The sequence below is a fragment of the Stenotrophomonas sp. AG209 genome, from assembly GCF_003550055.1.
GTDB lineage: Bacteria > Pseudomonadota > Gammaproteobacteria > Xanthomonadales > Xanthomonadaceae > Stenotrophomonas.
In genome coordinates this window covers 486738-499587 of sequence record NZ_QXDB01000001.1, presented here as the reverse complement: position 1 = coordinate 499587, position 12850 = coordinate 486738, and the positions used below count along the sequence as shown (strand labels likewise).

Here is a 12850-nt window from a genome sequence, read left to right as displayed (position 1 = left end):
TTTTCCTCAAGCCAGACACACCACCGGCACCGGATGTGCCGATGGTCCCGCCCCGCTTGAGGAGTTCCTGTCCATGCCGTCCACGGCATCCGCCTGTCATCGCCGCGCCACTGTCCTGGCCCTGGCCATCTCCACCGCATTGCTGCCGCTGGCCTGTGTGCCGGCCGTGCAGGCGCAAACGGCGATCGTCGCGCCACTGCGCCAGTACACCATTCCGGAACAGCCCCTCGCTGATGCTGTGCGTGCCTTTGGCCGCCAGGCCGATGTGCAGGTGGTGTTCCGCAGTGATCTGGTGGAAGGCCGTCGCTCCAGCGCGGTGAGTGGCGAGTACAGCCAGATGCAGGCCCTGCAGCAGCTGCTGCGCGGCAGCGGCGTGCGTGCGCAGCGCGGCATGGACGGCACCTGGAGCCTGCGTGCCGCAGCGGAGTCGGGTGAAGGGGAAGGGGTGCGGGTGACCGAAACACTGGACGTGGCCGGTCGCCTGCAGTCGGAAGGGGGCGAGGCCCGCGATCGGCGCGGCTACGATGATGTGTTCGCGCTGGACCTGACCACGGCGTATTCGGGGCGCGACCGGGTGGAGCGCTACCGCGGCTCCAACCCGGCCGACGTGGTCAAGGATCTGGTCGGCGTGTTCAGTGGCGATGCGCGCAACAGCGGCGCGCTGGACATCAACATCCGCGGCATCCAGGGGCCGGGGCGGGTGCCGGTCAGCATCGACGGTGGCGAGCAGGCGCTCACGGTCTGGCGCGGCTACAACGGCGTCAGCAACCGCAACTACATCGATCCCAACCTGATTGGTGGCATCCAGGTCATCAAGGGGCCAGGGCTGGTGCGCGATGTGCACAGCGGGATCGGTGGCGCGCTGGTGATCAAGACCATCGCCGTCGATGACATCGTGGAAGCGGGTGAGCGCTTCGGCGGGGAGCTGAAGATTGAAGGCAGCAGCAATGCGGTGGCGCCGCGCCTGCCTCGCCTGCACACCGGCGAAGATTACCGCACGGTGCCGGGGTTCCCGCAGGGCTCGCCGAACTCGCCCTACGACGACCGCACCCTGGTGGTGCCGGTGAAGTCACGCAGTGGCAACAACCCCTTCGATGGCGAAGACCAGGCCTGGCGCCTGGCGCTGGGCGTGCGTGGCGACAACGTCGACCTGATGGCCGCCTATGCCTGGCGCAAGCGCGGCAACTACTTCTCCGGCAGCAAGGGCAGCGGCTACTACGACCAGGACCGGCGCGAGCAGTTCGAGTACCAGGGCATCGACTACATCACCACGCTGGCGCGCTACTTCAAGCCGGACGATGAAGTGCCCAATACGTCCAGCGAACAGGAATCGTGGCTGGTCAAGGGCAGCTGGCAGATCAACGACGACCAGCAGTTGAAGGCCACCTGGCGGCGCACGCTGTCGCACTATGGCGAGATCATGCCGTCGCGAATCCTGTCGGCGCCGGACTATGGGCGCATCCAGTGGCCTCTCAGTCGGGTTGCGTCCGATGCGTGGAACCTGGAGTACCGCTTCCAGCCGGCCGGCAGCCGTTGGCTTGATCTGTACGCCAACCTGTGGCGCACCGAGACGGACAGCGATACCTACACCGCCGGTGGGTTTCCCAATTTCGCACCGGGTAATCCGGCGTGGAATCCCGGGGTCAGCCCGATCCTGCGCAACACCGCACTGGCCAATGCGCGCAATGACCGTACCGGGCTGACCCTGAGCAACCGCTTCGCGCTGCATTCCACGCTGGACCTGACCGTGGGCGGCAACTGGCAGTACGAGAAGCTGGGTTCTCGCGACCCGTACTTCGGCACCACCGATGGCTGGCGCATGTTTCCGCGTGCTGGCCGGCGCCAGGAGGGCGAAGGCTATCTCAACCTCGAATGGCGTCCGGTCGATTTCCTGACCCTCAACGCCGGCGTGCGCTACAGTCGTTACTGGGCGTTCGACGACTTCCTGCAGGCCCACCCGGAGCTGCTGACCAAGGGCGTGGGCAGCAAGGAGGCCACCTACCGGACCAATGAGCTGCCCGAGCGGCCGGCCAGCCTGCAGGCGGAGATCGATGCACTGGAGGCCGAACGCGAGTTCTGGGAGAGCATCGGCATGGGTTCGGTGATTGACGATGCACTGCATGGTCTGCTGGCGTACTACGAGACGCCGCAGGCGGTGGAACATCGGCTTCCGTGGTTGCCCGATGCCAACGGCAACTATGCCCGTGCGACCAACCCCTGTCTCAACGGCGAGGTGGCGGGCATACCCGGCGTGCTGCCGATCTACCCCGGCAGCGACCTGGTCTGCACTATCGGCAACACCATGCAGTCGCGGCCGGTGGACGGGCGCAATGACCGCCGCCGCGATCACGCGTGGTTGCCCACTTTCTCGGCCACGGTGAACCTGTCCAAGGCCGCGCGCGTCTACCTGCGCTACAGCGAAGCAGTGCGCTTCCCCAGCATGTTCGAAAGCACCATCGCTTTCTCCAGCAGCCTCAATCCGCTGTACACGCTCAAGCCTGAGCATGCCTACAACTACGAGCTGGGCTACGTACACAACCTGTCGGGCCTGTTCGGAAACACCGCCGATGCCGACGTCAAGCTGGCCTATTACGTGCACAAGACCCGCAACGTGATCGAGCGCGACGCCTACTTCCTGTTCGACAACATCGACAAGCAGACCATCCGCGGCATCGAGCTGCAGGCACGCTTCGACAACCGGCGCTTCTTCACCGACCTGGGTATTTCGCGCACGCTGGAAAACGAGGTATGCGACGAAAGCACGGCCGTGCTGCTGGATGCCAACCGTGGCCTGGTGCCGAACTGCGTGCAGGACGGTTTCGTCAGTGGCTACCTGCTGACCCAGGCGATTCCGAAGTTGTCGGTGAACCTGTCGCTCGGTACGCGCCTGTTCGATGAACGGTTGGAACTGGGCAGCCGCATCGTGCACTACCAGCGCCACGAAAACCCCGATCTACAGGCCTACCGCGACCGGTTGCTGGTCGGTGGCAGCAGCCTGCTGTGGCAGAACGTGCCGTTCACCTGGGGCAACATCACCACCGTCGATGCATACGCGCGCTGGCGCTTCAACGAGCACGCCAGCGTCGAGCTGGTGGGCAGCAACCTCGGCAACCGCTACTACGTCGACCCGGCCACGCGCTCCACGCTGCCGGCGCCGGGCCGCACCCTCAAGCTCGGCATCACCGCGCGCTTCTGACCTCCCGCTTTCAAGCGTTGTACCCGTAGTTCCCACAACCCAAGGAGCAATACCATGAAGATGATCTCCCGTTCGGTTCTCGCCGTTGCTGCCACCTTTGCCCTGGCCGGCGCCGCGCATGCCGCTGACATCGTCGGTGCTGCCAGCCCGGTGACCGACGCCGAGCTGTACGTCGCCGTCGGCGAATCGCAGGTCAACGGTGGCCCGCACCAGGCAGGCAAGGCCGGTATCGGCGTCGGCACCGTCTCCAACGCCAAGCCGGTCGATTTCCAGGGCCTGAGCCTGTATTCGGGCACCACCACCGTCAATGGCACCGCCGTGCGCACGCTGGCCATGCCGATCACCGGCGCACCGGGCAGCCATGCCGGCATGGGCCACTTCAACTTCGTCAAGGTTGGCAGTGGTGACGTGTGGTTCGGCGAGTGGTCCAAGGATGGCGCCGCCGGTGGCTTCAACAACCGCCAGGTCTACTTCGTCGGTGACCGTGCCGGTACCACGCTGCCGGCTGGCGTAGCCACCTACAGCGTCGCGGGCCTGAACAAGTTCAACGGCAGCAACCTGCTGTCCGGCACCTTCCGTGCGGACTTCGGCAGCGGCAAGCTGCTCGGCGGCCTGACCGGTGGCGGCCTGGCGATCAACGTCAACGCCAACATCAACAGCGCCAACGCCTCGTTCGCCGGTACCGCCACCGCCAACGGCAACGTTGCCGGTGCCACCCAGGGCCAGTTCTTCGGCGCCAACGCCGCCACCCTGGCCGGTATCGCCACGTTCGCCGGCAACAGCCAGTACGACACCGCCTTCGGCGGCAGCAAGAACTGATCGCCACGCCCCTGACGGGGCAGGGCAGGGACAAGCCGCGATCCGCCAGTCCCTGCTTCGGCCCGCTGCACGCACCACCACGGATCGACCATGCGCCATTCCATCTTCCTTGTCGTACTGCTGTTGGCTGCCGCTGATGTGCGCGCCCAGCAGGACGATCTTCGACGCGTACTTGAACAGGGCACGGAACTGCGCCACCAGCAGCAGGACCAGCAGCGCCTGCAGCAGGCCGAATCGGAGCGGCCGACCATCACCATCGACGGCCAGACCCTGCGCGTGGAGCGCACCGTCGACGATCTTGGCCAGGCGCTGTACCTGTCACTGCAGCATCAGCAATGGCAGGCCGCCGCTGCGTTCCTCGCGGAGTACATCGAACTGCCGGGGCATGACCCCCTGCTGCGCCACTATGCACAGGGGGCGCTGGCACGGGTGGCCGGCGACCATCGTCGCGCGGCGACGGAGTACGAAGCGCTGCTGGCGGCGCAGCCGGATTTCCTGCCGGCTCGCCTTGAGCTGGCGCGTGTCTATGCCGAGGACCAGCGCGATCGCGATGCGGTCGCGTTGTTCACCGCCATCGCTGCGGGCATCAATGCCGATGATCCGGCCACGGCCGGCGTCCGCGCACGCGTGGACGGCTACCTGGCTGCCCTGCAGGCGCGCCAGCGCTGGAAAGGCGCGCTGTCGGCCGGCCCGGCATGGAGTGACAACATCAACCGCAGCTCGGCCAGCCGCACTTGCCTGTTCGGCGTGGGCGACGCCTGCATCATCGAACGGAAACTGCCCGACGCCCAGCGCGCGGCGGGCCTCGACTACGACGCCAGCCTGGAACGGCGCTGGGTGCTCGGCGGGCATCATGGTCTGTACGTTCGCGGTCTCGCCTTCGGTCAGGCATGGCGCGGGCACAGTGCCTACAACGAGCTCAATGCCAACGTGCAGGCGGGTTACAGCTGGCGCAGCGCACGGCAGACCGTGATGCTGGCCCCCAGCTATGACTACCAGGGCCTGGGAAACCATGCGCTACAGGGCGGTAGTGGCGTGCACGGGGAATGGCAGTACGCCCTGGATGCACGCAGCCTGCTCAAGCTGGAGGCCGACTGGAAGCGCCAGCGGTATCGACAGCAGGGCCTGGCCAGCAACTACGACGGCGAGCTGGCATCGCTGTATGCCACCTGGTTCCGCGCGCTCAATCCGCGCTGGACGGTCTTCGCCGGGCTGGATGTCACCGACAGCAGCGCAGCCGACCCGGCCAACGGCTACCGCCAGCGCGGCCTGCGGGTGGGCGCGGCACGGCAGTGGAGTGGCACTACGGCCACCGTATTCGTGTCGCTGCGCCATCGCGACTACGACGCCTGGAGTCCGCTGCTCGAGGCGCGCAGGCAGGACGACGAACAGAACCTGATCGCCATCGTACGCAGCGAACGCCTGGCCGTGGCCGGGCTGGTGCCCAGCCTGAGCCTGCGCTACGCCCGCGTCGACAGCAACGTCGGCTGGCTGTACAGCCACGACCGCAGCCTGCTCAGCCTGAAATGGGAACGTGCGTTCTGAACGCGCCGCTGCAATGCCGGAGTGAATGCGCCGTGGCGGCGATCTTCATCGATCATCACGCGCCCTTGTAGCCCGCTTCGCGCATCCTGCAGGCGTTGCGGCAGAGGTGGGCCGCGTGTATCGAGGAGCGCCGGTCGTGCTGGAAGCGGGCAATAAACCAGAGGGCCTGAAAGGGCTGAGGGTGCTGGTGGCGGAGGACGAATTCGCCATCGCGATGTTCCTGGTGGACTACCTGGAGCTGAAGGGCGCGCAGGTGGTGGGGCCGGCCGGAGACCTGCAGGCGCTGGGGCGGCTGGTGGATGACAACCCCATTGATGTGGCCCTGCTGGACATCAACCTGGGTGGCGAACAGGTGTACCCGCTGGCCGATCGCCTGGCCGAGGCGGGCACCCCGTTCATGCTGACCTCCGGCTACGACGACAATCTGCCCAGCCGCTTCGCCAGCGCCCCCCGCTGCACCAAGCCCTATCACATCGAGGCCCTGGTCCAGCAGCTGGCGGGGCTGGTGGCGACGCCGCAGGCCCCTGCGGGCATCGCCTGATTGCGCGGCATGTCGCGCCGCATCGAAGGGCTCCATGCTGCCGAGCGCCCGGGCAGGCCGCTCTCGCGGCAGGCGCACACGCGGCATGACGGCATGGCCGCCCGTATTGCCCGCCACGACTGGTCATCCACGTCATTGGGTGCGATCGAACGATGGCAGCCACATCTGCGCGCCACCGTTGACCTCATGCTGGCGCACGGCTTCCCGATGATCGTGCTGTGGGGCGAGCAGCTGGTGCAGCTCTACAACGATGGTTATGCCGAGATCCTGGCCGACAAGCATCCTGGCGGGCTGGGCCAGCCGACCCGCGAGTGCTGGCCCGAGGTCTGGCACATCAACGGCCCGATCTACCGGCGTGTGTGGCAGGGCGAGACCATCACCTATGAGGACAAGCTCTATCCGCTGGCGCGGCGGGGGCGGTTGGAGGATGTCTGGTTCACCATCACCTACAGCCCCATCCGTGGAGAGGAAGGATGCATCAACGGCGTGCTGGTGACCATGTTCGAAACGACATCCGCGCATGTCGCACAGGCGGCTCGCGAGCGCGAAGAGCAGAAGCGCCGTGAGAGCGACCGCCGGTTGGCGCTGGCCTTCAAGGTGCTGCCGGTGGGTGTCTGCATTGTCGACGCAGACGGCAAGCTGCAACTGTCCAACGACCAGATGCGCGCCTACCTGCCCAGTGGCAAGGTCCCCTCGACCGATGCAGAGAACCAGCATCGCTGGCGCGGCTGGCATGCGGACGGTTCGACCATCGGCCCTGAGGACTTCGCCATCGCCCGGGCGTTGCGGGGCGAGACGGTGGTTCCCGGCCTCGAGTTCCAGTTCACCCATGATGACGGTCGAGCACGATGGACACGGGTCGCGGCCGCACCGCTGCGCGATGCCGAGGGCGAGGTGAGTGGCGTGTTCGCGATCGCCGTGGACATCGACGACCTCAAGCGCGCCACCGAGCGCCAGTCGGTGCTGCTGGCCGAGCTGCAGCATCGGGTCCGCAACATCATGTCCACCATCCATGCCATTGCCTGGCGCACCCGCGTATCGGTCGGCAGCGTGGACGAGTATGCCGAGCGCCTGTGTGCGCGGTTGATGTCACTGGCGCGCACGCAGAGCCTGCTGACCCGCGGCGCCAATGTAGGAGTCTGCCTGCGCGGCATGCTCGACGAGGAGATTGCGGCACAGACGCCGGCGGCGGCCGCCTATCACCTGCAGGGTGAGGATGTGCTGTTGCCACCGAAGGCGGCCGAAGTGCTGTCGTTGGCCATCCATGAGCTGGCCACCAACGCGCTCCGGCATGGCGCGCTCACCCACGAGGATGGTCGGATCGACGTCTGCTGGCACCTGCAGGTGCAGGACGGGCAGCCGTGGCTGGGCCTGCACTGGTGCGAGCGCCATGCCGAGGTGGAGGGCTGGGAGATGCCGCGCCAGCGTGGCCTGGGCCGGGTCCTGATCGAGCAGCGGGTGCCCTATGAGCTGGCCGGCAGTGGCGAGCTGCGCTTTGCCCCGCAGGGGCTGGACGCCTGGATCCGCTTCCCGCTGCGCGAGCGCGACAGCCTGCTGCAGACCGACGCCCCGGACACCGGCCCCCTGGGGTGAAAGGGGATTTATCCCCAATTTGGCCAATTTGGGTATAGTGGTGCTCATCCACCCTGCCTGGAGCCGTGCCATGACCCTGCCGCTGGATCTGCCTGGCCTCGAAAAGGCCCCGGCCTCGTCGGTGAAGACCCGGGGCTGGCCGAGCCTGATGCGCACCGTGCGCGAGAAGCAGGCACTGGTCATCACCAACCACAATCACCCGGAAGCGGTGATCGTGGACATCCGCACCTACCAGGAACTGCTGGCCAAGGCCGCCGGCAGTGATGCCGGTGAGCGCAACGAGGAACTGCAGCGCCTGCGCAGCGAGTTCGACCAGACCCTGGCCGGGCTGCAGCGTGGGGAAGGGCTGGGCAAGGTGCTGGGCCAGCCGATCCGGCGCGGCCGCAAGGTCACCCTCGGCCGTCCGCTCTGATCGATGGGACGCATCCTGGCGTTGGCCGGTGTCAATGGCGCCGGCAAGAGTTCGCTGCTGGGCACCTGGCTGGACGCCGAAGGGCTGAGCTGGTTCAACCCGGACTCGTTCACCCGCCGCCTGGTCGACGCCGGCTGGCCGCTGCCGGAGGCCAACGCCGAGGCGTGGCAGGAAGGCACCCGTCGCCTGCGCCAGGCCATGGCCGATGGCACCGACTTCGCCTTCGAGACCACACTCGGTGGCAACACCATCCCGCGCCTGCTGCGTGAGGCCTGCGAACGGCATCAGGTGGCGATCTGGTTCTGTGGGCTGGCCGATGTCGAGCTGCACGTCGCCCGTGTTGCCGCACGCGTGGCGGCCGGTGGCCACGATATCCCGGTGGAGAAGATCCACGCGCGTTTCGATTCCGCGCGCGCGAACCTGCTGGAGCTGCTGCCGCACCTGGCCGAGCTGCATGTCTACGACAACAGCGCGCCGGCCGACGCGCAGGGCGGCGTGGTGCCGCTGCCGGTATTGGCCATGGCTGCAGGCGAACTGCAGTACCCGATTGCGGTAGCCGACCTGCTGCACACGCCGGGCTGGGCCAAGCCCATCGTGATGCGCGCGATGGAATTGAACACACCCCAGTAGATCCACGCCATGCGTGGATGCCTTCCGCACATCGCGCGACACTGCGCCGTGCACGACTGGGCGCCACCGGAGCTGCGGTTAGACTGGCCGCACGCTCAAGGAGGACGACATGCACGGACCTGCGATGTTCCGCTTCACTTCGATCTGCCTGCCGCTTGCTGCGCTGGCGCTGTCCAGTTTGACGGCGGTGGCTGCGCCGGCCGCGTCCAAGCGGGTGGTGGCGCCACCCAGCCTTGTACAGGCCTACCGGGCCGCCGAAGCCAGTCTGCGGCGTATTCCCGGTGACGATATCGAATCGGACTTCCGCCCGGTGTGGACGGGTGTTGCCGATCTCGATGGTGATGGTCGCTCCGAAGTTGTGTACTTCTACACGTCGACCTACACCGGTGGCAGCTTCGCGCAAAGCAATGTGGTGGCGGTGATGACGGCGCTGACGGCGAACGATCCACGCGGCCAGGAGAACCCGAAGAGCCTGTCGCGGGTGGATGCCGAGGATTTCGCGGCCATCCGGGAATCAGGTTATGGCGATGATGCCGGCATCCAGATTCCGGGCGCGGTGCAGTCGATCCGAATCGATGGCAACCGGATCATCGTTGCTTTCACCGTTACCGCGGGCGCAACGGTCTGCGAAATTCCCCATGATTTCCGCCACGTCTGTCCGCCGGACGGAAACTACACCTGGACGCTGCGTTGGACGCCGGGGACGCTGGCCCGCATCAGGAAGTAGCGCCAGGCAGCGCCGGGCGTATCCACCCGGCGCCACCTGGCCAGCAGATCCACGTCATGCGTGGATCGCGTTCTGTGCCCAGCCTCAGGCCGGCTTCACCTGCTCGGGCTCCGCAACGTCCGGCAGCGGCGGCAGGGTCGGGTCCACCGTCACCGGTACATCGCTCTTCAACAGCGCGGCCGCTTCCTTGTCGCTGCCGACGGCCGGCGGTGAACCGCGCAGCGGCAGGCCGGCGGTCTCCTTCACGAACAGCATGGTCACCAGGCCGATCACCGCTGCGCCCATCAGGTAATACGCCGGCACCAGCGGGTCGCCGGTACGCTCCACCAGCCACGCGGTCACCAGCGGCGTGGTGCCGCCGAACAGCGACACCGACACATTGAAGGCGATCGACAGCGCGCTGTAGCGCACCGGGGTGTAGAACAGCGCCGGCAGCGTGGACGGCATCGAGCTGGTGAAGCACACCAGCGCCAGCCCCAGCAGCATCAGGCCGAGGAAGATCAGCCAGTCGTTGCCGCTGCCGATCAGCAGCAGGCACGGCACCGCCAGCACCAGCAGCGCGATGCAGGCACCGATGATCATCGGGCGGCGGCCCAGCCTGTCACTGAACAATCCACCCACGATGTTCAACGGCATCATCACCAACATCACGATGATGATCAGCAGCAGGCCCTTGCTCTCGGCATAGTTCATTGTGACGCTGAGGTAGCTGGGCATGTAGGTCAGCAGCATGTAGTCGGTGACGTTGAACACCAGCACCAGGCCCATGCACACCAGCAGCTGGCGGCCATGCACCTGGAACAGCGCGCCCAGCCCGGGCCGGTCGTGCTCTCGCTTCTCGGCTTCTTCAGCGAAGGCACGGAATGCCGGGGTTTCCTCCAGTTTCATGCGCATGTACAGGCCGAGCAGGCCCAGCGGGCCGGCCACCAGGAACGGAATGCGCCAGCCCCAGTCCAGCATCTGCTCGCTGCTCAGCAGCATGTGCAGCGCGGTGACGGTGCCGGCGCCGGCGATGTAGCCGCCCAGCGTGCCGAACTCCAGCCAGCTGCCCATCAGGCCGCGGTTGCGATCGGTGGAATACTCGGCGATGAAGGTCGCCGCGCCGCCATATTCGCCGCCGGTGGAGAAGCCCTGCACCACGCGCGCCAGCAGCAACAGCACCGGCGCCCAGATACCGATGCGCTCGTAGGCGGGAATCAGGCCGATGGCAAACGTGCCCAGTGCCATCAGGATCATGGTGAACGCCAGCACTTTCTGGCGGCCGTAGCGATCACCCAGCGGGCCGAACACCAGGCCGCCCAGCGGCCGTACCAGGAACGCCACGGTGAAGGTGGCGAAGGCGGCGATCACCTGCGCGGTGGGATTGCTGGACGGGAAGAACACCTGGCCGATGGTGACGGCGAGATAGCCGTAGACACCGAAGTCGAACCACTCCATGGCATTGCCGAGGGCGGCGGCGCCGACGGCGCGCTTGAGCATGGGCTTGTCGACGACGGTGATCTCATCGACCTTCAGGTGGCGGCGGCGTTTGAACCAGCCGAAATGTGCATGGGAATCGGGCGTGTCCTGCATGGGGCTCCCTTGTAGGTATGGAATAGGGGAATGGGCGGTGTGGTGTGTCCCGGAAATCGGAAACGGCGATGCAGGCGCAGGTGGCGCAGAGGCATCGGAAGGCGGCGTGGGGGCCGGGGAAGGTGTGCAGGCACGACGCCACGCGCACGGCAAAGCACCGCCGCAAGGGCGGAAACGCGGCAACGCAATCACAGCGGCCGCGCAGTCAGCGGCCGGGGGTCACAGCAGCGTAGGGAGTGCAGGCAGCGGGCCTGCGGGCGTCATCCGCCGGGATCCAGCGCGAGGCGATGGAAATGCAGGGCGGGAGCATTCGTGGCAAGCGAAGCGCCGGTCGGCAGTGCTTCCCACGTAACAGGTGCGCCCGTCACGTAGTGGGTCGTGTCGATCATCCGTTCATCATAACGGCATCGGCGTGAGCATGCAGCGAAGCAGGCGGAACTGCACGCTGTGTTCCATCGCGCCTGTTCATGCGCGCATGCAGCGCAATGACATGCGTTGAACGAACTCTGGTCGCGCCGCTCACGCAACGCTGTCTACGGTGGGGGTGAACGCAATCGAGAAGGAGCATCGCATGACCCGTCGCATTCCCGAAGGTACGCTGATCATCGTCGCCGATGGTGGTTCGGCCCGCGTGTTCACCAACGTCGGCAGCGAACATCAGCTGGCCCTGAAGCAGGAGGGCGAACTGCGCCTGCAGGACATCAGCGAACAGGGTGTATCCGGGCAGGGGCCGGCCGGTGCGGTGCCCAAGGACATGTCCATCTCCCAGCTCAACGAAGCGACGTTCGCCAAGCAGGTGGCCGAGCAGCTCAACGAAGATGCACTGAACAACCGCTATGCGCACCTGGCGCTGGTGGCCGACCCGACCACGCTGGGGCGGATCCGGCCGCTGCTGCACAAGGAAGTGCAGGCGCGCCTGCTCGGTGATATTGCCAAGGACCTGACCAACGCACCGTTGGCGGATATCCAGAAGGCGTTGGCGGCGTAGCGCGCATGCCTTTCATGCGTGATCACCTGTCGGTGGAGCCGGCCCGCGTGGATGTGGAAGCACAGGCGGGCTGGCAGTTGCTGGAGTTCGGGGCGCCCTGGTGTGGACATTGCCAGGTGGCGCAACCTGCGCTGCAGGCATTTGTGGATGCCAACGATCTGGTGCACTGGAAGATCGAGGACGGCAAGGGCAAGCCACTGGGACGTGCCTTCCGGGTGAAGCTGTGGCCAACCGTGGTGTTGCTGCATGACGGGCAGGAAGTGGCGCGGGTGGTGAGGCCGGTCGACAGCGCCGACCTCGCCACGTTGCAGGGCGCCTTGCCAGGCTGATGGTGGGGACGGTCGCGCGTGGCCTGTAGATCCGAGCGGGGCTTGGCGACATCGTACCTAGTGGTAGGTCACTTTCTCCGCCTCCTCGCGCAGCGCCCGCAGCAGGCATCGCCCATGCTGGCTCAGCATGACCATCGCATTGGCGATCTGCCTCGGGTTGTATCCCATCGGCGCGGGAGGCTTCGGCTCGGGGCCGTACTGTTCGCCGATGAGGATGGCCATGCCTTCGGCACTGTTGAGGGCATGTTCGATGCGCTGGAACAGCGACTCCATGGCCGGGCTGAGCGGACGTTGGGTCATGCGGGAACTCCTTGGGAAGCGAGGGCCACCGCAAGGGTGGCGGGCGATGCGAGGTTGGAACCCGGAGAGACTGAAGAAGAACTCCGATGGCCAGACGGCCACACGCAGCGCCCGCCATAGTCATGGCAGGCAGATCTTCAGTTTCATCCGGGGGTTCCAATCCCGGCAGCGGCATGTCCGCTGCGGCGCCATCCTGTA

General features: G+C 66.6%; 13 protein-coding genes. 10 read left to right on the top strand and 3 right to left on the bottom strand.

What is annotated here, in order from left to right; genetic code table 11:
* The first annotated feature begins 73 nt into the window (after positions 1-73).
* From DFO63_RS02305 to DFO63_RS02270, 8 genes are all read left to right on the top strand, one after another.
* The gene (locus tag DFO63_RS02305) at positions 74-3196 is read left to right on the top strand and encodes a TonB-dependent receptor (protein WP_119006355.1); all 3123 of its coding nucleotides are present in this window, start codon (positions 74-76) and stop codon (positions 3194-3196) included.
* 54 nt (positions 3197-3250) lie between these two features.
* The gene (locus tag DFO63_RS02300; RefSeq protein ID WP_014037385.1) at positions 3251-4015 is read left to right on the top strand and encodes a Slam-dependent surface lipoprotein; all 765 of its coding nucleotides are present in this window, start codon (positions 3251-3253) and stop codon (positions 4013-4015) included.
* Positions 4016-4105: 90 nt separating this feature from the next.
* Positions 4106-5560 carry a porin family protein gene (locus DFO63_RS02295; protein ID WP_049447333.1) on the top strand — a complete coding sequence of 485 codons (1455 nt, stop codon included), beginning with the start codon at positions 4106-4108 and terminating at the stop codon, positions 5558-5560.
* Between the two features lie 136 nt (positions 5561-5696).
* The gene (locus DFO63_RS02290) at positions 5697-6101 is read left to right on the top strand and encodes a response regulator (RefSeq protein WP_119006354.1); all 405 of its coding nucleotides are present in this window, start codon (positions 5697-5699) and stop codon (positions 6099-6101) included.
* Positions 6102-6110: 9 nt separating this feature from the next.
* Positions 6111-7694, top strand: a complete 1584-nt coding sequence (locus tag DFO63_RS02285) for a PAS domain-containing protein (protein WP_119006353.1) — start codon at positions 6111-6113, stop codon at positions 7692-7694.
* Positions 7695-7764: 70 nt separating this feature from the next.
* A complete protein-coding gene (locus tag DFO63_RS02280) occupies positions 7765-8106 on the top strand; it encodes a type II toxin-antitoxin system prevent-host-death family antitoxin (RefSeq protein WP_049447329.1) in 342 nt (113 codons plus the stop codon).
* 3 nt (positions 8107-8109) lie between these two features.
* On the top strand, positions 8110-8736 hold the full coding sequence (locus DFO63_RS02275; protein WP_049447326.1) for an AAA family ATPase: 627 nt from the start codon (positions 8110-8112) through the stop codon (positions 8734-8736).
* A 109-nt stretch (positions 8737-8845) separates the two neighbouring features.
* A complete protein-coding gene (locus DFO63_RS02270; RefSeq protein WP_049447324.1) occupies positions 8846-9463 on the top strand; it encodes a hypothetical protein in 618 nt (205 codons plus the stop codon).
* Positions 9464-9547: 84 nt separating this feature from the next.
* On the opposite strand, the gene proP is transcribed toward DFO63_RS02270, so the two are convergent.
* Positions 9548-11035, bottom strand: a complete 1488-nt coding sequence (gene proP, locus DFO63_RS02265) for a glycine betaine/L-proline transporter ProP (RefSeq protein WP_119006352.1) — start codon at positions 11033-11035, stop codon at positions 9548-9550.
* Positions 11036-11295: 260 nt separating this feature from the next.
* Positions 11296-11424: a hypothetical protein gene (locus DFO63_RS22280; protein ID WP_256202341.1), complete on the bottom strand. Its 129-nt coding sequence runs from the start codon at positions 11422-11424 to the stop codon at positions 11296-11298.
* A gap of 182 nt (positions 11425-11606) precedes the next feature.
* On the opposite strand from DFO63_RS22280, the gene DFO63_RS02260 reads away from it, so the two are divergent.
* Together DFO63_RS02260 and DFO63_RS02255 are read left to right on the top strand one after the other, a co-directional pair.
* Positions 11607-12023 carry a host attachment family protein gene (locus tag DFO63_RS02260; RefSeq protein WP_119006351.1) on the top strand — a complete coding sequence of 139 codons (417 nt, stop codon included), beginning with the start codon at positions 11607-11609 and terminating at the stop codon, positions 12021-12023.
* Positions 12024-12028: 5 nt separating this feature from the next.
* Positions 12029-12352: a thioredoxin family protein gene (locus tag DFO63_RS02255; RefSeq protein WP_119006350.1), complete on the top strand. Its 324-nt coding sequence runs from the start codon at positions 12029-12031 to the stop codon at positions 12350-12352.
* Positions 12353-12409: 57 nt separating this feature from the next.
* Here the strand turns inward: DFO63_RS02255 and DFO63_RS02250 are convergent, their stop codons facing one another.
* Positions 12410-12652: a hypothetical protein gene (locus DFO63_RS02250; RefSeq protein ID WP_049447317.1), complete on the bottom strand. Its 243-nt coding sequence runs from the start codon at positions 12650-12652 to the stop codon at positions 12410-12412.
* Positions 12653-12850 lie beyond the last annotated feature (198 nt).

Bases quoted from the DNA above. Each gene is read 5' to 3' on its own strand.
- DFO63_RS02305 (WP_119006355.1), top strand. From the start codon at position 74: ATGCCGTCCACGGCATCCGCCTGTCATCGCCGCGCCACTGTCCTGGCC.
- DFO63_RS02300 (WP_014037385.1), top strand. From the start codon at position 3,251: ATGAAGATGATCTCCCGTTCGGTTCTCGCCGTTGCTGCCACCTTTGCC.
- DFO63_RS02295 (WP_049447333.1), top strand. From the start codon at position 4,106: ATGCGCCATTCCATCTTCCTTGTCGTACTGCTGTTGGCTGCCGCTGAT.
- DFO63_RS02285 (WP_119006353.1), top strand. From the start codon at position 6,111: ATGTCGCGCCGCATCGAAGGGCTCCATGCTGCCGAGCGCCCGGGCAGG.
- DFO63_RS02280 (WP_049447329.1), top strand. From the start codon at position 7,765: ATGACCCTGCCGCTGGATCTGCCTGGCCTCGAAAAGGCCCCGGCCTCG.
- DFO63_RS02275 (WP_049447326.1), top strand. From the start codon at position 8,110: ATGGGACGCATCCTGGCGTTGGCCGGTGTCAATGGCGCCGGCAAGAGT.
- DFO63_RS02270 (WP_049447324.1), top strand. From the start codon at position 8,846: ATGCACGGACCTGCGATGTTCCGCTTCACTTCGATCTGCCTGCCGCTT.
- proP (WP_119006352.1), bottom strand. From the start codon at position 11,035: ATGCAGGACACGCCCGATTCCCATGCACATTTCGGCTGGTTCAAACGC.
- DFO63_RS22280 (WP_256202341.1), bottom strand. From the start codon at position 11,424: ATGATCGACACGACCCACTACGTGACGGGCGCACCTGTTACGTGGGAA.
- DFO63_RS02260 (WP_119006351.1), top strand. From the start codon at position 11,607: ATGACCCGTCGCATTCCCGAAGGTACGCTGATCATCGTCGCCGATGGT.
- DFO63_RS02255 (WP_119006350.1), top strand. From the start codon at position 12,029: ATGCCTTTCATGCGTGATCACCTGTCGGTGGAGCCGGCCCGCGTGGAT.
- DFO63_RS02250 (WP_049447317.1), bottom strand. From the start codon at position 12,652: ATGACCCAACGTCCGCTCAGCCCGGCCATGGAGTCGCTGTTCCAGCGC.